Below are 19,702 nucleotides of genomic sequence, written 5' to 3'. Positions count from 1 at the left end.
CGCGTCCACCGCAGAGAGCACCCGGTAGGTGTCTTCGGAGAAGTCCGCGTGCCCCGGGGTGTCCAGCAGGTTCAGCACCCGCCCGCCGTAGTCGATGCGCAGCGCCGCCGAGGTGATCGAGATCCCCCGCGCCTGCTCCATCGCCATCCAGTCCGAGGTCACCCCCCGCCGGTCGCCCTTGCCGTGCACCGCCCCGGCCGAGGTGATCGCCGCCGCGTGCAGCGCCAGCGCCTCGGTCAGCGTCGACTTGCCCGCATCCGGGTGCGAGATCACCGCGAACGTGCGCCGCCGACCCGCCTCGGCCAGAACCTCCTGAGCGGTCTTGTCCGTACTGCTCGTCGCCGCCTGCGCCACGTCCGCCTCTTCCCGTCACGGTCCGTCGTTCGCGCCATGCGCTGTGCTTTACGCGCTACGCGCTCTCGTGGTGCTCGGCGTGGACGGCGCCGAGCCGGGCGGCGAAGTCCTCGCAGGCCTCCAGCTGTGCCCGCAGCTCGGCGCTGCGCGCCTCGGCCGCGGAGCGGTAGCCCTGGATCCGCTCCAGCAGCGCGCACCGCTCCCGGTCCTCCTCCACCCCCGCGGACAGCCGGTCGAGCGCTTCGACCAGCTCCCCGATCTCCTCAAGGGAGAAGTCCAGCGGCTTCATCCGCTTGATGAGCAGCAGGCGCTGGACGTCGTCCTCGGTGTAGAGGCGGAACCCGCCCTGCGACCGGGCCGAGGGCCGCGCCAGGCCGACCTCGCCGTAGTAGCGGATCGTGCGCAGGGACAGGCCGGTCCGCGCGGCGACCTCGCCGATCTGCATGTGCTCGGCGCCCATGCGGAGCACCTCCTCGCCAAATCTACCCTAACGTTAGGGTCGAGTCGTCGTCGGCCGCCTCCCGGGCCGATGCGTATCCGAGGGAGTGTGCCATGCCCCGCCAGATGACCTGCCCGGCCTGCGGCGAAGAGGAGGAGCTGACCGGTGAGCGCACCGCCGAGGGGATCGCGATCTCCTGCGACCGGTGCGGCGCCCGGTGGCCCCGCGACACGCCCTATACCTGCGCCTCCTGCGGCGGCCGGGACATCCGTATGCGCGGTCAGGCCCTCACCCAGTTCTCGCGCGGGACGCAGCTGTCCATCGTGGGCCTGCACTACATCCCGCTGTGCGCGGAGTGCGACGCCGAGATGCTGGCCCGGGCGAATCAGCAGAAGCCGGTTCCCGGCCGGTACCGGTCGGCTGCGGCCGGCCGCGGCGGGGAGGACGACGGGCAGGAGGGGCTGTCGATCCTGCCCCGCTGAGCGCCCCGCGAAACCGCACCGCGGTCAACCCTTCCCTTACGTAAAGGTAGAGTCGGCGGTGATCCGGACGGCCGCGGTGCCGCGTCCCTTCCCCGTTGCCCGGACGCGGCACCGCCCCGCCCGGTGGCAGTTCCACCCCGACCGCGCGACGGAGGACTTCTATGGCCACCTACCGGGTCCAGACCACCGACGGCTTCGAGCGCACCCAGCGCGCGCAGCTCGTCCGCACCGATGCGAACACCCTGTACTTCGACGACCGCATCGCCGGAACCTGGCGCACCGTCCACGAGGTCCCGCTGGACCGGGTGAAGCGCCTCCAGCGCCGCTTCACCGAGAACGACGGCCGCTGGGTCTGGCTCACCGAGGCGCTTCCCGCCCCGGCGGGCACCCGCGCATGGCAGCAGACCGCGCCGGGGCGGTAGGAAGGACACGGGGCAGGACTGCCCCCGGCGGCGATTCGACCTGCGCTGAGGATCGCACCGAACCGGGCCCTCGTCCGGGGCGGGACCCGCGTCCGCCGCACGGCCTCCCCGACCCCCGCACCCCGAGAACCACGCCGAGACCCACGAGGCTGCCCTCCTCATGCCCGAGAACGCCCCTGACCCGCACGAGCTGACGGCCGAGCGCGCCTTCCTCGACCATGCCCGCTCCGCGCTGCGGGACATGCACGCCGACGTCCTGACCACCGAGACCGTCCAGGACTCCTCTGAGGACGCCGACTACACCTTCACCAACCGCGTCCTGGCCGCCGACCGCGATCGCCGCGCCAAGGCGCTCGCCGACCTCCCCGACGCCCCGCTGTTCTTCGGACGCCTGGACCACCCGCCCGGGTCGGTCTTCGAGCCCGCAGCCGATGAGGCGCCCTCGCACACCCGCGCCGCCGGCGCCGACCGGGTCTACATCGGCCGCCGCCACGTCCACGACGCCCAGGGGTCGCCGATCGTGCTCGACTGGCGCGCCCCGGTCTCGGCGCCCTTCTACCGGGCCTCGGCCGCCGACCCGATGGGGGCGGTGCTGCGCCGCCGCTACGGGTTCTCCGACACCGGGGACCTCACCGCGTTCGAGGACGAGGTGCTCGACCCCGAGTACGGGCAGGCGCCGGCGGGCGGCGACGGGGGCGCGATCCTGGCCGCCGAGATCGAGCGGCCGCGCACCGGCCCCATGCGCGACATCGTCGCCACCATCCAGCCCGAGCAGGACGAGCTGGTCCGCGCGCCTCTGCGCCCGGCGCTGTGCGTGCAGGGCGCCCCGGGCACCGGCAAGACCGCCGTCGGCCTGCACCGGATCGCCTTCCTGCTCTACAACGACCGGGAGCGGCTGCGCAGCGAGGGCGGGGTGGCCGTCCTGGGCCCCAACCGCTCGTTCCTGTCCTACATCCGCCGGGTCCTGCCGGCGCTCGGTGAGGTCGGGGTGCGCCAGACCACGGTGGAAGAGCTCACCGGGCACGTCGCCGTCCGCGGTGAGGACTCCCCCGAGGCCGCGCGGGTCAAGGGCGATGCCCGCATGGCCGAGGTGATCCGCCGCGGCCTGTGGGCGCGGCCGGCGCCGCTGGACGACACGCTCGTCGTCTCGCGCGGTTCGCGGAAGTGGCGCCTGTACCCCGAGGACCTGGCCGCCGTCCTGGACGAGCTGCGCGGCCGCGGGATCGCCTACGGGTCGGGGCCGGGCCTGCTCTCCCAGCGCCTGGCCCACGAGGTGATGCGGCTCATCGAGGACGCCGGGGAGTCCTGCGACGCGGGCACCCTGAGCGAGCTGCGCCGCAACCGCGCCGTCACGGCGGCGGTGCGCGCCATGTGGCCCAAGGCCGAACCGGTGCGGCTGGTGCTCGACCTGCTCACCGACCCCGCGCTGCTCGCCCGCGCCGCCGAGGGGATCCTCTCCGCCGAGGAGCAGGAGGCGGTGCTGATGCCGCGCCGGCCCCGCGGCCCCAAGTCGGCGCGGTGGAGCGCCGCCGACCCGGCGCTGATCGACGAGGCCGCGGCCCTCATCGAGCGCCCGTCGATGCTGGGCCACATCGTCGTCGACGAGGCCCAGGACCTGAGCCCCATGCAGTGCCGGGCCATCGCCCGCCGCTGCGCCCGGTCCTCGATGACCGTGCTGGGCGACATCGCCCAGGCCACCGCGCCCTCGGCCGTCGCGGAGTGGCCACAGCTCCTGGAGCACCTGGGCGTGCCGGACGCCCACCTGGCGGTGCTGGACCGCGGCTTCCGGGTCCCGGCACAGATCATCGACTTCGCCGCACAGGCCCTGCCCCACATCGCTCCGGGCCTGAACAGGCCCATCGGCGTGCGCAGCGGCGCTCCTGACGCCCTGCAGGTGCGCCGGGCCGAACCGGACACGCTGGCCGACGAGGTCGCCCAGACGTGCCGGAACGCCCTGAAGGGGGAGGGGTCGGTGGGCGTCATCGCCGCCGACGCCCAGGTGTCCCGCATCCATGAGCGCCTGCAGGCCGAGGGGCTGGAAGCCGGTGCCCTGGACGCCGACGGCGGCGACGTGCTGGAGACGGCCAGGCTGGTGTGCGTACCGGCCTCCCTGGCCAAGGGCCTGGAGTTCGACACGGTCGTCGTCGTGGAACCGGCCGCCATCGCCGACGCCGAGCAGCGCGGACTCCAAAGACTGTACGTGGCCCTGACCCGCGCCGTCAGCGGCCTCCACGTCGTGCACACCTCGCCTCTGCCCGCCCCCTTCTCCACCGCGCAGCGAGAGGACTCGGGCCGACTCTAGAGACGGCCCTCCCCACCCGCCTCCGTGACCGGCTCCCGGCGCGCCGCGGCGATCTCGTGGGCACGGCCCGGCAGGAGCGGGCCGGCGGCCAGGATGACGACGCCGACGGCGACGAGGAACCAGGAGGCGTTCGGACGGGTTCGCGCGGAAGGCCCCCGAGGGCCTCGACTACACCTCCCCGGCCGACGAACCGGGGGCCGGGCCCGAGGTCGCCGAACTGGAGTCGGTCATCACCTCCGACCAGGAGACCGTGGTCGAGGACTCCGAGACGACCGACTTCAACCTGTCCACCGATGTGCTGTTCGAGCTGGAGGAGTCCGAGCTCATGGCCGAGGCCGACGGGGTTCTGGACCGGACCGCCGCGGAGATCGAGAACCTGGGCGCCGCCGAGGTCCGCGTCGAAGGGCACGCGGACTCCTCCGGCACCGACGAGATCAACGACCCCCTCTCGGAGGAGCGGGCCGAGGCCGTGCGGGACGCCCTGGAGGAACGCATCGACGGCGACATCGCCTACGAGACGGAGGGCTTCGGGTCGCGGGAGCCCATCGCGGACAACGACACCGAGGACGGCCGGGCGCGCAACCGGCGGGTCACCGTCAGCGTGCCGCGCGGGACCCCCGTCGAGCAGGGGGAGAGCGCAGAGGACGGAGCCGGCGGCGACGGCGGCTCCCCTGCCGAAGGCGAGGGGACCCCGGCGGAGGAGGCCGCGGTCTCCGGGCCCTCCGACAAGGACGGAGCACCCGAGGTCGACGTCGCGCTCACCGGGCTGCGGGCCGTCACGCCGAGCACGGCGCTGCTCACCTACGAACTGCACAACCCGAACGACGGCACGGTGAGCGTCAACCTGGACATGTACTCCGAGCAGTGGATGGCGTTCCGGTACCACGCCACGCACGCGGTGTCGCTGAGCGCCCCGGGCGGCGACCGCACCTCCCACCCGCTGCGCGTCCACCCGCCCGACGACCGGTCGGACCCGTACTGCTTCTGCAGTTCCACCGCCGGGATCAACCTGGGCTCCACGCGACTGGCCGGCGGGGCCACCGGCGAGTACTACGCGATGCTCCCCATCACGCCCGGAACGACGGTCACCGACGTCACGGTCGGCCCCATGGGCACGATGGAGGGCGTGGCGGTCGCGCACTGAGGGTTCGGCGGCCGGGCACCGACGGGCGCCGGCGAGCGCCCGCGGCCGACCCGGCCCCCGGTCCGGGCCGGCCGTGCGGGACACGCCCCTCAGGCCCCCTCCCCCGGCGGTCTCCTGTCCCGACCGTCGACGGGCGGCAGAGGGCCCGCCTCGCAAGGGGCCTCCGCCGCCCGTGTCGCAGGCGTCCCACCGGCGTCAGTCGGTGCCGCCTTCCAGGGCGGCGTGGTCGAGCATCTGGTAGTCGTCCTCCTCGACGTCCCCGCGGGAGGCGATGACCTCCGCACCGCCCTGCGGCATGGCGCCGATCAGCCCGGTCGAGGCGGCCTGGGCGGCCCCGATGACCGACCGGTGCGTGTTGCCGACGATGCCCAGCTCGGAGTACTGCTCCAGCCGGGTGCGGGAGTCGGCGATGTCGAGGTTGCGCATGGTGAGCTGGCCGATCCGGTCCACCGGGCCGAAGGCCGCGTCCTCGGTGCGCTCCATGGACAGCTTGTCCGGGTGGTAGCTGAACGCCGGTCCGGTGGTGTCCATGACCGAGTAGTCCTCGCCGCGCCGCAGCCGCAGCGTCACCTCGCCGGTGACCGCCGTGCCCACCCAGCGCTGCAGCGACTCGCGGATCATCAGCGCCTGCGGGTCCAGCCAGCGGCCCTCGTACATCAGGCGGCCCAGGCGCCGGCCCTCGTTGTGGTACTGCGCCAGGGTGTCCTCGTTGTGGATCGCGTTGACCAGCCGCTCGTAGGCGGCGTGCAGCAGCGCCATGCCCGGGGCCTCGTAGACGCCGCGGCTCTTGGCCTCGATCACCCGGTTCTCGATCTGGTCGGACATGCCCAGGCCGTGGCGGCCGCCGATGGCGTTGGCCTCCACCACCAGGGCGACCGGGTCGGTGTACTCCTTGCCGTTGATCGACACCGGGCGCCCCTGGGCGAAGCCGATCGTCACGTCCTCGGGCAGGATCTCGACCTCGGGGTCCCAGAACCGCACGCCCATGATCGGGTCGACGGTCTCCACCCCGGCGTCCAGGTACTCCAGGGTCTTGGCCTCGTGGGTGGCGCCCCAGATGTTGGCGTCGGTGGAGTAGGCCTTCTCGGTGCTGTCCCGGTAGGGCAGGCCGTGGGCCAGGAGCCACTCCGACATCTCCTTGCGGCCGCCGAGCTCGGAGACGAAGTCGGCGTCCAGCCACGGCTTGTAGATGCGCAGGTGCGGGTTGGCGAGCAGGCCGTAGCGGTAGAACCGCTCGATGTCGTTGCCCTTGAAGGTCGAGCCGTCGCCCCAGATCTGCACGTCGTCCTCGAGCATCGCCCGGACGAGCAGGGTGCCGGTGACGGCGCGGCCGAGGGGGGTGGTGTTGAAGTAGGCGCGCCCGCCCGAGCGGATGTGGAACGCACCGCACGTGAGGGCGGCCAGGCCCTCCTCGACCAGGGCCGCGCGGCAGTCGACCAGGCGCGCGACCTCCGCTCCGTACTCCCCGGCGCGGCCGGGCACCGACGCGATGTCGGGTTCGTCGTACTGGCCGATGTCGGCGGTGTAGGTGCACGGGACGGCGCCCTTGTCGCGCATCCACGCGACCGCGACGGAGGTGTCGAGCCCCCCGGAGAAGGCGATACCGACGCGCTCGCCGGTGGGCAGGGCGGTGAGAACCTTGGACATGGGAAAAGTATGCATCATTATGAATGCTCATGCAAAGCGTCCGGAGCGATCCCGCCCCGACCCGCCGGCGGTCCACGCCCGAGGCGGCGCCGGGGACCGGGCGCCACTATCCTTGTTCCGCCCCCGGCACCGGAGACGACCGCCCCACCGCGCCGACGAGGAACCCCATTCCGATGAGCACCCCTGAACCGCCCACCGCGCTGGCCGTGCGCCACCTGGCCTTCGAGGATCTGGGCATCCTCGCCCCGCTGCTGGAGCGCCGGGGCTACCGCGTCTCCCACCTCGACGCGGGCGTGGACGGCCTCGACCCGGACGCGCTGCTCGGCGCCGACCTGCTGGTCGTGCTCGGCGGACCGATCGGGGTCTACGAGACCGACGCCTACCCCTTCCTCTCCCAGGAGCTGGACGCCGTCTCCCGACGCCTGGAGACCGGTGCCCCGACGCTCGGTGTGTGCCTGGGCGCCCAGCTCATCGCGCGTGCCCTGGGCGCCGACGTCACCGCGACGGGCCGCAAGGAGATCGGCTACGCCCCGCTCTCCCCGACGCCCGCCGGGGACGCCTCGCCCCTCAAGCACCTCGGCGGCTCCCCCGTCCTGCACTGGCACGGGGACCAGTTCGAGATCCCCGAAGGCGCGGAGCGCCTGGCCGAGACGCCAGGCTTCCCGAACCAGGCCTTCTCCCTGGGCGAGAACGTCCTCGGGCTGCAGTTCCACCTGGAGGCCGATCACACGCGCATCGAGCAGTGGCTGATCGGCCACGCGAACGAGCTGGCCGCCGCGGGCCTCGACCCCCGCGCGATCCGCGCCGACGCCGCGGCCTACGGCCCGAACCTGGCCCAGGCCGCCCAGGCGGTCTTCGAGGCCTGGCTCGACGGCCTCACCCCCCGCGCCTGAGGCTCACCGGTCGCCCGGCTGCGCCGGTGGGGCGGCGCGTCCCCTGAGCGGGGCCGAAGGAAGAGGGGCACTCGAGAGCCGACCGGCGTGGAGCAGGCCGCGTCCGGACCTCCTGAGGAAGCATGTTCTTCCTGGTATCAGGAGAGAACACCGCCCTCTCAATGATCACCTCCGAGGCGTTCGTCATAGGTGCCCACGTGTTCCTGACGAAGCGGTGAGAGGCGCCGTCCTCCCCACGTGGCCCCGAAACGCGGGGCAGAGCCTGCGGTCAGGGCCGCGCCCGCTTGACCGGTGTGGCCTCTCCCCCCGGCGCCCTGTTGCCGTTGATCTCGGGGAAGTCGGCCTTGTACCAGTCGGTACAAGGCCGACTTCCCCGAGATCGACAGGTGGCCGACGGGGCGTCCGGCTCCGGGAGGCCGCCCCGGTCGGGAGTGCGGGACGGCCTGTGGCCGATGCGACTCTTACGCGAGCAGCACCGTGTTCCACAGAGCCCAGACCAAGGCGAGCGGAAGGAAGACGGAGAGGAAGACCGTACGCAGGACGCCGAAGGGCGCCCGTCCCCGGCCTCTCCACCGATAGAACGTGGCGGCCGTCCCGAAGAACAGCGCGGTCAAGGCGGCACTGCCGGTGGCGACGGGGTAGGCGACCGGGTCGCCTCCTTGCCGCAGGTACATGAAGCAGCCGAACGCGATGAGGCCCAGACCCGCCAGAAGGGAGCACCCCCCGACGACCAGGCGCCCGGCATAGATCGGCCATGAGACCGGTTCCGACCATGGTCCCCGCTCGCCGGAGGCGGACGGGGGGTCGGCTGCGGGCGGTGGCGGCGCCGCCTGGTCCGTGCCGGTGGGCGCCGCCGTGCCCAGGGCCGACAGAGCGCCGTCGATGTCCGGGCGCTCCCCGGGCTCCTTGGCGAGGAACGCGGTGATGACCCCGGCGAGCACCGGGCCGGCGTTCCTCATCGGCGGGGGGTCGTGCAGTGCGACGGCGGCGATGGTCGCGGTGGTGGTGTCGCGGTGGAACGGGGAGACCCCCTCCACCGCCTTGTAGAGGGTCGCGCCCAAGGCGAAGAGGTCGGCGGTGGGATGGTCCTGGGCGCCGTTGAGGCGTTCGGGGGCCATGTACTCGGCGGACCCGATCAGGCCTCCGGTGGTGGTGAGGCGGGTGTCGGCCTCGTGCACGGCGATGCCGAAGTCGGCGAGGAGCACCTGGCCGTCACCGGTGACCATCACGTTCCCCGGCTTGATGTCGCGGTGCACGATCCCGGCGGCGTGCGCGGCCTTGACCGCTTTGAGCAGCGCGGCCGCGATCTCCTCGACGGCCGCGGAGGACAGCGCCCCCTCCGCGCGGATGCGCTCCTCCAGGGAGCGCCCTTCGACCAAGCGCATCACGATCCACGGGGTCCCCTCCTCGACCACCACGTCGTGGACGGCGACGACGTGCGGGTGGTCGCGGAGCCGGGCCGCGTTGCGGGCCTCACGGGTCGCGCGCACCACCTGCGCGCGGTGCTCCTCCGAGCCCGCCTGCCGCTGCGGGAGCCACACCTCCTTGACGGCGACGGGGACGCCGAGCGCCTCGTCGAGCGCCTTCCACACCCGCCCGAAGCCGCCCGCGCCCAACTGCTCGACCAGCCGGTACCGCCCTCCGACGATCCGTTCCGGCTCCGTCGGCACACCCAACGTCCCCCCGCTCTCATCCCTCCGGCGCCCGTATCGACGAGGTAGGAGCCTACGGAGCCCCATCCGGCGCCGCAACGGCGCACCGGCCCCACGCGCCCTCAGGGACGGCTCTCGGCGCTCTCCTGCGGCCAGGCGCCCCCTTGCCGTCGGTCCCGGGGCACGTGCGGCGGGTCCCGGCGGAGGAGGCGCATCCGCCCCTCCTCCGCCGGGACCTCTTCCTCAGCGGCCCCTCCTCAGCGGACCGCCTCGCACGGGCGGTGCGGCGGCTCTCCGGCCGTGCGCTCTGCCAGCCACCGGAGCACCGCCGCCGCCGTCTCCGGGGCGCCGGCCTCCAGCATGGTCAGGTGGTCGCCGCCGGTCACCGCCTCCTCGTGCGGGGGGTCCCAGGTGAACCGGTGGGCCCTGCCCTCCGCGCCGGGTGCACCCGCCTCGGGCCGCAGCACCAGGGCCGGCGCCGCCACCGGCCCCGGCTCCCAGCCCCGGAACAGCGCCAGGTGGCCGCCGCCGGCGGTCGCCCGGGCGTCGTCGCCCAGGCGCATCTCCTCCTCGCGCTCCAGCAGCACCCGGCCCGCCACCTCGTGCAGCCGCTCGTCGTCCGGCATCGGCGGGTCCAGCAGCACCAGGCCCTCCGGCGGCACGCCGGTGCTCTCCAGCTGCCCGGCCAGCGCGTGCGCCGCCCACGCCCCCGACGACCTGCCCACCAGCGCGAACCTGCGCCCGTCCACCGCCGCGCGGACGTTGCGCGCGTGCAGTTCGGTCAAGGCGTCCACCGCCGCCGGCAGCCGCTCGCCCGGGGAGAAGCCCGGGTGCGTCAGCCCCAGCACCTCGGCCCGCCCCTCCAGGGCCGCCGCGAACCGTGCGTACTCGTGCGGCCCCGAGTTCATCAGCAGGGACGGCACGCACACCAGCACCGGCGCCGCGGAGGAGCCGCCGGCCTCCGCGAGGCGCTTGGGCGGGGGCACGTCCCCGGCGTCCAGGGCCGACTCGAACACCGGGCGCAGGGCCGCCGCGGCCTCCAGCATCCGCAGCCCGTCCCCGGCCCGCCCCGTCCGGCAGGCCCGGAGCATCAGGTCCACCAGGCCGTGCCCGTCCCGGGAGGGCGCCCCCTCTCCCTCGCGCGGCGGCCGCCCCACCCGGTCCGCGGAGGCCTCGGGGCCGCCCTCGACCGCCTCCCCCCGCACCTGTGGGGCGTCCGCCGCCAGCACCTGCGCCAGGTGGGCGGCCAGCCGCTCCGGCGTCGGGTGGGCGAAGGCCAGCCCCGCCGGGAGCCGGCGCCCCAGCTCGGAGGCGAGCCGGTTGCGCAGCTCGACCGCGGTCAGCGAGTCGAACCCCGACTCCAGGAACTCGGCGTCGGCGGACACCGCCGCGGCGTCACCGTGTCCGAGGACCTCGGCGGCGTGCCCGCGCACCGCCTCCAGCAGTGCGTCGCGCCGCTCGTCCTCGGGGAGGCGGGCGAGAGCGGCCGGGTCCCGCCGGGGCCGGACGCCCTCCCGCGCGGCCGCGCGCAGCGTGCGCCGGCGCGGACGCGCCGGCGCCGCCAGGTCGCCCAGCACCGGGGCGAGCGCGCCGGTGCGGCGGGCGTGCGCGCGCGGCCCCGAGGGGTCGAACAGCATCGGCACCAGGTGGGTCCGCTCCCCCGCCAGGCCCGTGTCGAGCAGGCCCGTCCCGGCCTCGGCGGGCATCGGCACCAGTCCCGCGCGCGCCATGCGCGCCCGGTCGGCGCGGCCCAGGCGGCCCGCGGGCCCGCTCTCCACGTCCCACAGCCCCCAGGCCAGGCACACCGCGGGCAGCCCGAGCGCGGCCCGGTGCGCGGCCAGCCCGTCGAGGAAGGCGTTGGCGGCGGCGTAGGAGCCCTGCCCTGCGCTGCCGAGGACCCCGGCCGCCGAGGAGAAGAGTACGAACGCCGCCAGGTCGGTGCCGAGGGTGAGCTCGTGCAGCGCCCAGGCGGCCTCGGCCTTGGCCGCGAACACGCGCGCGGACCGCTCAGGGGTCTCGGCCTCCACGGTGGCGTCGTCCACGACGGCGGCCGCGTGGAAGACGCCGGTGAGCGGATGCTCCCCGGGCACCGAGTCCAGCACCCGCCTCAGCGCGTCCCGGTCGGCCGCGTCGCACGCCTCGACCCTGGCCTCGGCCCCCAGGGCGCGCAGGTCCTCCACCAGGCGCCGGGCGTTGGGGGCGCCGGGCCCGCTCCGGCTCAGCAGCAGCAGGCGGCGCACGCCGTGCTCTTTGACCAGGTGCTCGGCGACGAGCCCGCCCAGGGCGCCGGTTCCCCCGGTGACCAGGACGGTTCCGCCGGGGTCGAGCGGCCGCGGCACGGTGAGCCCGATCTTGCCGGTGTTCAGCCCCAGCTGCAGGCGGCGCAGGCCGGCGCCGATCTCGCCCACCGGCATGCAGGCGGCCGGAAGCGGGCGCAGCCGCCCCCGCCCGAACAGGGACAGCAGGTCGGCGAGCATGGCTCCGATGCGCTCGGGCGCCACCTTGGGCAGCTCGAGGCCGTGGTAGCGCACACCGGGGTGCTCGGCCGCCACCCGGGCGGGGTCGCGCAGGTCGGTCCGGCCCAGTTCGANCCGCCGCGCGGCAGCAGCCGCAGCGAGGCCTCCAGCATCGGGCCGGTCAGGCAGTTGAGCACCGTGTCCATGCCGCGCCCGCCGGTGGCCTCCAGGAACCGGTCGGCGAAGTCCGGGGTGCGGGTGTCGGCGATCCGCTCCTCGGGCAGCCCCGCCGCGCGCAGCAGGTGCCGCTTGTGCCCGGCGGCGGTGGCGAAGACCTCGGCCCCCAGGTGGCGGGCGAGCCGGACGGCCGCCATGCCGACGCCGCCGGTGCCCGCGTGCACCAGCACCCGCTCGCCGGGGCGCACGGCGGCCGTCTCCGCCAGCGCGTGGTAGGCGGTCAGGAACACCCCCGGACTGGTGGCGGCCTGCGCCAGGGTCCAGTCGTCGGGGATGCGGGCCAGCATGCGCCGGTGCGCGGTGCCCACCGGGCCGACCGCGCCCACCACCAGGCCCATCACCCGGTCGCCGGGCGCCAGGTCCGTCACGCCGGGGCCGACCCCGGTGACCACGCCGGCCGCCTCGAACCCGATCGGCTCCCCCGCGCCGAAGTAGCCCAGGGCCAGCAGCAGGTCGCGGAAGTTCAGCCCGGCGGCGCGCACCTCGATGCGCACCTGGTCGCCTTCGAGCGGGCCCTCGGCCCCCGGGTGGGGGCGGCGCTCCAGCCCGGCGGTGCGGCCGCTGCCGTCGGGGACCAGGCGCCAGGTGCGGTCGGCGGGGTCGGCGGGCGGCCGGGGCTCCGGCGGGGCCAGCCGCGGCACCAGCACGCGGCCGTCGCGGACCGCGGCCTGGGGCTCGTCGGCGGCGAGCGCGGGCGCCGGGTCGGCGCCGCCGGGCGCGGCCGGGTCGGTGTCGACCAGCAGGAACCGGCCGGGGTGCTCGGTCTGGGCCGTGCGCAGCAGCCCCCACACCGCGGCGCCGGGCAGGTCGGGCACGTGCTCCCCGGGGCGGGTGGCCACCGCCCCGCGGGTGACCAGGGCCAGGCGGCCGGCGGCGAAGCGGTCGTCGGCCAGCCACTCCTGCAGGAGGCGGAGCGTGCGCCGGACCGCGCCGCGGGCGTCGGCGCCCGGGTCTGCGCAGGGGGAGCCGCCGCGAGGCCGGGGGATGCCGCCGGCGGCGGGCACCGGTACGGCCACCACGTCCGGGGCGGGGGCCCCGGCGTCCAGGTGCGCGGCGAGCGCGGCCAGGTCGGCGTGGGCGCGGGCGCCGGCGGGGGCGGGCAGGCCGCCGAGGAAGGCCCAGTCGGCGGCGCCCTGGCGGGGGACGGCGTCCTGCTCGGGGAGGGGGCGCCAGTCGATCCGGTAGGCCGCGGCGCCGGCGGCCGAGGCTCCGGCCGCCTCGCGCATGGTGAGGGCGTCGGCGGTCAGGACCGGCGCGCCCGCGGGGTCGACGGCGGTGACGCGGTGGACCCCGGGCGCGGTCTCGGTGATCCGTACCCGCAGGGCGCGGGCGCCCACGGCGTGCAGGCGGACGCCCTCCCAGGAGAAGGCCATCCGCACCCGCCCGGCGGGCCGGTCCCGCACGTCCCCGACGGCGCCGCGCACCTCGGGCAGTGCGGCGATCATGGCGTGCAGGCAGGTGTCGAGCAGGGCCGGGTGGAGGCCGTAGCCGTCCTCTTCCAGACTGTCGGGAAGCCGGACCTCGCCGTAGACGTCGGAGCCGGCCCCCTCGCCGCGCACCCAGGCGCGCCGGAGCCCCCGGAACGCGGGCCCGTAGTGGTACCCGAGCTCGGCCATGCGCGCGTAGGAGGGTTCCAGCGGGATCTCCTCGGCCCCGGGCGGGGGCCACTGCGCGGGCAGGTCGGGGTGGTGGAGGGGCCGGGCATGGACGGGCCGGGCAGGGTGCGGGGCAGAGGAGGGTTCCGCCCTCGCAGGGCCGTCGGAAGCAGGGCCGCCCACAACACGGCCTCCTGAGGATGCGGGCGCGCCAGGGGGCGCTCCACCCGGAGCGGGCCCCGACACCGGTTCGCTTCCGGGGACGGATTCCGTCCCTCGTTCAGGCCCTCCGGGGAGACCCGGATGTCCGGTGGGTCCCGGCGCAGCCCCGGGAGCACCGAGCGGCGCCCCACCGGCGCTCTCCCGCCCGACGCCTGCACTCGGCGCGTGCTGCTTCGGCACGCCTGCCGAGCCGGGCCCGGTGCGCTCCGCCGGATCCGCGCTCCCGGCTTCGGAGGGAACGGGGCCCCCGGTGCGGACACCGTCAGTGCCGTCAATGCTGTCAGTGCCGTCAGCACCGTCAGCGCCGGCTTCGCCTTCCCCGGCGGCACCGGCGGCCCCCTCCGCCGCGGTGCCCTCGGCGTGCAGGCGCCACTCGCCGTCGGCCTCCCGCGAATGGAGCCTCAGGCGCCATGTCCCCGGCTCCGGGCCGGGCACGGCCTCGGCGTGCAGGCGCACGTCGCCCGTCGCGGGGATCCACAGCGGCGCCAGCAGTTCCAGGCTCTCCACCACCGGCGCCCCCACGGAGGCCGCCGTGTGCAGGGCGAGGTCGAGCAGGCCCGTTCCGGCCAGCAGCGGCCGGCNCGGCCAGGCCGAGCCGCCCCGTCAGGACCGTCCGGTCCCCCTCCGGGCTCTCGACCGCCGCGCCGAGCATGGCGTGGCCCCCCTCGTCCAGTCCCGCCGCCGCCAGGTCGCCCCGGGGCCGCGCAGGCCGCAGGCGGTACTCCTTCCTCTGGAAGGGGTAGGTGGGCAGCTCGGGATGGGGGCCGCGCGCCTCGGGGAAGAGCCCGTCCCAGTCCGGGCGCGCACCGCCGCGGTGCGCCTCGGCCAGCGACACCAGGAACCGGTCGGCGCCCCCGTCCCCGCGCGCCAGGGTCCCCACCGCGGTTCCGGCGCCGTCCAGGGTCTGCGCCAGCCCGACCCGCGCCACCGGGTGCGCCGACACCTCGACGAACAGGCCCGCCCCCGCCTCGGCCGCGCGGGCGACCGCCGGGGCGAACAGCACCGGGTGCCGCAGGTTCCGGTACCAGTACTCGGCGTCCAGCTCCGCGCCGTCGACCGGCCCCGCCGTCACCGAGGACAGCAGCGGCACCCGGGCGGTGCGCGGGGCCACGGCGCCGATGCCCGCCAGGAACTCCGCGCGCACCTCCTCCACCGCGGGCCCGTGCGCCGCGAAGAAGACCGCGAGCCGCTTGCTGTGCACCCCCTGGCCCGCGCACCAGGCCTCCAGCCGCTCCAGGTCCCCGCGGGCGCCGCTGACCACCACGGACTCGGGCCCGTTGATGGCCGCGGGGGCCAGCTCGGCGCCCTGCGCGGCGATCCACTCCTCGATCCGCCCGACCGGGAGCCCGACCGAGGCGGCGGCGCCGCGCCCCGCCAGCGCCACCAGTGCGCGGCCCCGGACGGCGATGATCCGCGCGGCGTCCTCCAGGGACAGCGCGCCGGCGGCGCAGGCGGCGGCGATCTCCCCCTGCGAGTGGCCGATGATCGCCTCGGGGCGCACCCCGCACGACTCCCACAGGGCCGCGAGGGAGACCATCATGCACCACAGCACCGGCTGGACGACGTCGTCGCGGTCGAGCGCGGGCGCCCCCGGGTCCCCGCGCAGGACGGCCAGGGGCTCGAAGTCCACGTGCGGGCGGAGCGCTTCGGCGCACGCGCCCATCCTGCGGGCGAACACGGGGGAATCGCGCAGCAGGTCCCGCGCCATGCCCTCCCACTGCTGCCCCTGGCCGGGGAAGACGAAGGCGGTGGTCCCCGCCGCGGACGCGCGCCCGCCGGGGACCAGGCGCACCCCCTCAGGCACCGTGTCGGAGGCGGTGCGCCCTTCGGCGAGCGCCCGCAGCCCGGCGCGGAGGCCGCCGGTGTCGCGGGCCACGACGGCGGCGCGGTGCTCGAAGGCGGTACGCGCGCATGCCAGGGCCCGTCCGACGGCCGCGGGGCCCTCCCCTGCCCCGGGCCGGTCGAGCCGGGCGTCGAGCCGGCGGGCCTGCTCGGCCAGCGCCTCGGGGGTGCGGGCCGACAGCACCCACGGCAGCGGCCTGCCCGGCCGGGGCGCGAAGGGGAGCGCCGTGGACGGGGGGCCGGTATCCGCCCGCGGCCGTTCTCGCCCGCCCTTCTCCGGCGCGGTGCTCTCGTCCCGGTGGCCGGCCGCCGGTCCGGGGGCCTCCTCGTCGGCGGCCCCTTCGGGGTCGGGGGCCTCCTCCAGGATCACGTGGGCGTTGGTGCCGCTCACCCCGAACGACGACACCCCGGCCCTGCGCTCCCGCCCCGGCTCCTGGGGCCACGGCTCGTTCGCCGCCACCGCGCGCACCGTGCCGTCCCACTGCACGTGCGGGCTCGGCGCGTCGATGTGCAGGGACGCGGGCAGCTCCTGGTGCCGGAGCGCCATCACCGTCTTGATGATCCCCGCGGCGCCCGCCGCCGCCTGGGTGTGCCCGATGTTGGACTTGACCGACCCGATGCGCAGCGCCCGCTCAGGATCGCGCCCGCGCCCGTAGGCCGAGGCCAGGGCGCGCGCCTCGATCGGATCGCCCAACCGGGTCCCCGTCCCATGCGCCTCGACCACGTCCACGTCCTGCGGCGACAACCCCGCATCCGCCAACGCCGCCTCAATGACCCGCTGCTGAGCCGGACCGCTCGGCGCCGTCAACCCGTTCGACGCCCCATCGGAGTTCACCGCCGAACCGCGCACCACCGCCAACACCCGGCGCCCCCGCCGCACCGCATCCGACAACCGCTCCAGCATGACCAGGCCGACGCCCTCGGCGAAGCCCGTGCCGTCCGCCGACGCCGCGAAGGCCCGGCAGCGCCCGTCCGGCGACAGCGCGCCCTGCCGCGAGAACTCCTCGAACAGCGACGGCCCGTTCATCACGGTGACGCCGCCCGCCAGCGCGCCGTCGCACTCGCCGCCGCGCAGCGCCCGCACCGCCAGGTGCACCGCCACCAGCGACGACGAGCAGGCCGTGTCGACCGTCATGGTGGGCCCCTCCAGGCCCAGGGCGTAGGCCACCCGGCCGGCGACCACGCTGCCGACGGTCCCGGTCAGCAGGTGCCCCTCGGCCTCCTCCTCGGCGCCGGCCGCGCGCTCCCGGTAGTCCAGGTGGCTCACCCCCGCGAAGACGCCGGTGCGGGTGCCGCGCAGCGACACCGGGTCCACCCCGGCCCGCTCCACCGCCTCCCACGCCGTCTCCAGCAGCAGCCGCTGCTGCGGGTCCATCGCCGCCGCCTCGCGCGGGCTGATCCCGAAGAACCCCGCGTCGAACCCGTACGCCCCCTCCAGGAAGCCCCCGGTGTCCGCGTAGCCGCGCACCTCCCCCCAGCCCCGGTCTCCGGGTAAGGGGGCGACGGCGTCGGTGCCGTCCCGCACCAGGGACCACAGCCCCTCGGGGGTGTCCGCGCCGCCCGGGTAGCGGCAGGCCATCGCCACGACCGCGATCGGTTCGCGGCGCGCCTCCTCCAGCTCGCGCAGGCGCCCGCGGGTGCGGCGCAGGTCGGCGGTGGCGCGCTTGAGGTAGTCGAGGAGTTTCGCATCGTCGGCCATGCGGTGTCTCCGTTCGGGGATATCGGGGGGGTACGGCGCCGGTCAGGCGCCGCCGAGTTCCTCGTCGATGAGGGCGAACAGCTCGTCGCGGGTGGCCGAGGTCAGTCCGGTGAGCAGCGCCTCCAGCCGCCCCTCGGCCCCGGTCCGCGCGGACGCCCCCTCCTGCAGGCCCGGCAGCACCTCCTCCAGCACCGCCAGCGCCCGCTCCAGCCTCTCCTCGTCTCCTTCCTTCCCGGAGGCCTCCGGTGCGGGCCCCTCGCGCTCCGGAGCGGCCCCCGGCAGCAGCCCCTCCAGGTGGGCGGCGAGCGCCGCCGGCGTCGGGTGGTCGAAGACGACCGAGGCGGGCAGGGGCTCCTCCACCGCCGCCGCCAGCCGGTTGCGCAGCTCCAGGGCGGTGACCGAGTCGGCCCCCTGGTCCTTGAAGCTGCGGTCCTCGGCGACGCCTCCGGGCGCGCGGTACCCCAGGACCGACGCCGCCTCGGCCCGCACCGCGCCCAGCAGCAGGCGGCGGCGCTCGGCGCGCCCCTCCCCCTCCAGGCGTGCGCGCAGCCCCGCGGCGCCTTCCGTGTCCGCACCGCCGCCCCCGTCGGGGGTGCGGGCGGCCTCGGGGATCCGGTCGAGCAGCGTGGAGGGCCGCACCGCGGTGAAGGCGGCCGGGAAGCGCGACCAGTCGATGCGCGCCACCGCCACCGCCGTGTCCCGGTGCTCCACCGCCCGCCGCAGCGCCGCCGCCGCGGTGCGGGCGCCGATGCCGGGCAGCCCGTGGCGGACCAGCCGCTCCCCGGTGCCGTCGGCCGCCATGCCCTGGTCGGCCCAGGTCCCCCAGGCCACCGAGACCGCCTCCAGCCCCAGCCCGCGCCGGTGGTGGGCGAGGGCGTCGAGCACCGCGTTGCCGGGCGCGTAGTTGGCCTGCCCGGCGACGCCGACCAGCGCCGCCGCCGAGGAGAACAGCACGAACGCCTCCAGGCCGGCCCCGCGGGTGAGCTCGTGCAGGTTGAGGGCGCCGACCGCCTTGGCGCGCAGGGCCTCTTCCATGCGCTCGGGGGTGAGCGCGTCGACCGGGGCGTCGTCGAGCGCGGCGGCGGTGTGCACGACGGCGGTCAGCGGCTGGTCGCCGGGGATACCGTCCAGCACCCGGGCCAGCGCCTCCCGGTCGGCCACGTCGCAGGCGGCCAGCGTGGTCCGCGCGCCGAGGGCGCGCAGCTCCTCGGCGAGGACGGCGGCGCCGGGCGCCTCCGGTCCGCGCCGCCCCACCAGCAGCAGGTGCGGGGGGTCGTCGCCGGAGGCGAGCCACCGCGCGGTCTGCGCCCCCAGCGCCCCGGTGCCCCCGGTGACCAGAACCGTCCCCGAGGGCCGCCACCGCCGTGCCGGGGCCGCCCCCGCCAGGGGCGCGCGCACCAGCCGCCGGGCCAGCAGGCCCTGCGGGCGGACCGCGAGCTGGTCCTCCCCGTCCGTGCGGGCCAGCGCCGCGCATAGCGCCCCCAGGTCGCGCTCGCCCGGGTCGGGCGGCAGGTCGACCAGTCCGCCCCAGCGGTCGGGGTGCTCCTGGGCGGCGACCCGCCCCAGCCCCCACACGGCCGCGTCCCACGGGTCGGCGATCCGGTCGCCGGGCGCGGCCGCCACCGCGCCGGAGGTGAGGCACCACACCGGCGCGGACACGCCGGCCTCGCCCAGGGCCTGCAGCAGCGCGGCGGTGGCGGCGGGCCCGGGCGGCACCGCGGGCGCGCCGCTGGTCCCCGCCCCCGCCCCCGGGGCCTGCACGGACACCACCCCGGCGACCGGGCCGGGGGCGTCGGCGAGGGCGCGGCGCAGCTCCCGGCGCCCGCCGCCGGGCCCGACCCCGATATGCACGGTCCGCGCGCCGTGCGCCTCCATCCGGCGGGCGCAGGCGCGGGCCGCGGCCTCCCCGGCGCCGCCGGGCTCGGCCACCAGCAGCCAGGTGCCCTCCAGGGCGACGCGCTCGGGCGCGGGGATCCGTACCCACTCCTCCTTGTAGCGCAGCGCGTCCTGCTCCCGGTCGGCGCCGCGGCGCCGCCGCCAGTCGGCGAGCGCGGGCAGCACCGCCATGAGCGGCTCGTCCCCGTCCACGCCGATCGCCTCGGCGATCCGGTGGGCGTCCTCCCGGTCGACGGCCTCCCAGAACGCCCCCTCCTCGGGGTCGGCCGAAGANCGTCGGCGCGGGGGCGGGCCCCAGCCAGTGCCGCCGCCGCTGGAAGGGGTAGGTGGGCAGGGGCACCGTGCGCGGTCCGGCGCCGCCGGTGCCGCCGTTCCCGCCGGTGTCGTCGGTGCCGTCGGTGAAGAAGCCGGACCAGTCGA

12 protein-coding genes and 1 pseudogene are annotated in these 19,702 nt (G+C 76.5%); 5 read left to right on the top strand and 8 right to left on the bottom strand.

Annotated elements, in window-relative coordinates; genetic code table 11:
* Positions 1–354: GTP-binding protein (locus tag D450_RS0114840; protein ID WP_026128561.1), on the bottom strand; the 354-nt coding region annotated here is incomplete at its 3' end.
* A gap of 55 nt (positions 355–409) precedes the next feature.
* Complete coding sequence (locus D450_RS0114835; protein WP_017539447.1) at positions 410–814, bottom strand: MerR family transcriptional regulator; 405 nt, start codon at positions 812–814, stop codon at positions 410–412.
* Between the two features lie 92 nt (positions 815–906).
* Here D450_RS0114835 and D450_RS0114830 point away from each other — a divergent pair, with 92 nt between their 5' ends.
* The 4 genes from D450_RS0114830 (at position 907) to D450_RS31815 (ending at position 5,143) form a co-directional block, all read left to right on the top strand.
* Positions 907–1,275 carry a hypothetical protein gene (locus tag D450_RS0114830; RefSeq protein ID WP_017539446.1) on the top strand — a complete coding sequence of 123 codons (369 nt, stop codon included), beginning with the start codon at positions 907–909 and terminating at the stop codon, positions 1,273–1,275.
* 161 nt (positions 1,276–1,436) lie between these two features.
* Positions 1,437–1,697 (top strand): hypothetical protein, encoded by a 261-nt coding sequence (locus D450_RS0114825; protein ID WP_017539445.1) that lies wholly within the window; start codon positions 1,437–1,439, stop codon positions 1,695–1,697.
* A 160-nt stretch (positions 1,698–1,857) separates the two neighbouring features.
* Positions 1,858–3,999 carry a HelD family protein gene (locus D450_RS0114820; RefSeq protein WP_017539444.1) on the top strand — a complete coding sequence of 714 codons (2,142 nt, stop codon included), beginning with the start codon at positions 1,858–1,860 and terminating at the stop codon, positions 3,997–3,999.
* Positions 4,000–4,249: 250 nt separating this feature from the next.
* Positions 4,250–5,143, top strand: a complete 894-nt coding sequence (locus tag D450_RS31815) for an OmpA family protein (RefSeq protein WP_017539443.1) — start codon at positions 4,250–4,252, stop codon at positions 5,141–5,143.
* Between the two features lie 195 nt (positions 5,144–5,338).
* Here D450_RS31815 and argG read toward each other — a convergent pair whose 3' ends face one another.
* A complete protein-coding gene (gene argG, locus D450_RS0114810; RefSeq protein WP_017539442.1) occupies positions 5,339–6,790 on the bottom strand; it encodes an argininosuccinate synthase in 1,452 nt (483 codons plus the stop codon).
* 173 nt (positions 6,791–6,963) lie between these two features.
* Between argG and D450_RS0114805 the strand changes: the two genes are divergently transcribed.
* The gene (locus D450_RS0114805) at positions 6,964–7,683 is read left to right on the top strand and encodes a glutamine amidotransferase (protein WP_017539441.1); all 720 of its coding nucleotides are present in this window, start codon (positions 6,964–6,966) and stop codon (positions 7,681–7,683) included.
* Between the two features lie 461 nt (positions 7,684–8,144).
* Here D450_RS0114805 and D450_RS31810 read toward each other — a convergent pair whose 3' ends face one another.
* The 5 genes and pseudogenes from D450_RS31810 to D450_RS30265 form a co-directional block, all read right to left on the bottom strand.
* Positions 8,145–9,353 (bottom strand): serine/threonine-protein kinase, encoded by a 1,209-nt coding sequence (locus D450_RS31810; RefSeq protein WP_051063593.1) that lies wholly within the window; start codon positions 9,351–9,353, stop codon positions 8,145–8,147.
* Positions 9,354–9,592: 239 nt separating this feature from the next.
* A complete protein-coding gene (locus tag D450_RS35630; RefSeq protein WP_017539439.1) occupies positions 9,593–11,887 on the bottom strand; it encodes an SDR family NAD(P)-dependent oxidoreductase in 2,295 nt (764 codons plus the stop codon).
* A gap of 98 nt (positions 11,888–11,985) precedes the next feature.
* Positions 11,986–13,806 (bottom strand): annotated as a pseudogene (locus D450_RS35625) (SpnB-like Rossmann fold domain-containing protein); the annotation flags it as partial.
* Positions 13,807–14,143: 337 nt separating this feature from the next.
* The gene (locus D450_RS35620; protein ID WP_394296825.1) at positions 14,144–17,386 is read right to left on the bottom strand and encodes a type I polyketide synthase; all 3,243 of its coding nucleotides are present in this window, start codon (positions 17,384–17,386) and stop codon (positions 14,144–14,146) included.
* Between the two features lie 42 nt (positions 17,387–17,428).
* Positions 17,429–19,480, bottom strand: a complete 2,052-nt coding sequence (locus D450_RS30265) for a beta-ketoacyl reductase (protein ID WP_241483162.1) — start codon at positions 19,478–19,480, stop codon at positions 17,429–17,431.
* Between the last annotated feature and the right edge of the window lie 222 nt (positions 19,481–19,702).

Source organism: Nocardiopsis halophila DSM 44494, assembly GCF_000341245.1.
In the GTDB taxonomy this organism is placed as follows: domain Bacteria; phylum Actinomycetota; class Actinomycetes; order Streptosporangiales; family Streptosporangiaceae; genus Nocardiopsis_A; species Nocardiopsis_A halophila.
Note: the sequence above shows the minus strand (reverse complement) of the source record. Positions and strands in the feature narration are given on the sequence as shown.

Excerpts from the sequence above, each read along its gene's own strand:
- D450_RS0114835 (WP_017539447.1), bottom strand. The coding sequence starts at position 814 with ATGGGCGCCGAGCACATGCAGATCGGCGAGGTCGCCGCGCGGACCGGC.
- D450_RS0114830 (WP_017539446.1), top strand. The coding sequence starts at position 907 with ATGCCCCGCCAGATGACCTGCCCGGCCTGCGGCGAAGAGGAGGAGCTG.
- D450_RS0114825 (WP_017539445.1), top strand. The coding sequence starts at position 1,437 with ATGGCCACCTACCGGGTCCAGACCACCGACGGCTTCGAGCGCACCCAG.
- D450_RS0114820 (WP_017539444.1), top strand. The coding sequence starts at position 1,858 with ATGCCCGAGAACGCCCCTGACCCGCACGAGCTGACGGCCGAGCGCGCC.
- argG (WP_017539442.1), bottom strand. The coding sequence starts at position 6,790 with ATGTCCAAGGTTCTCACCGCCCTGCCCACCGGCGAGCGCGTCGGTATC.
- D450_RS0114805 (WP_017539441.1), top strand. The coding sequence starts at position 6,964 with ATGAGCACCCCTGAACCGCCCACCGCGCTGGCCGTGCGCCACCTGGCC.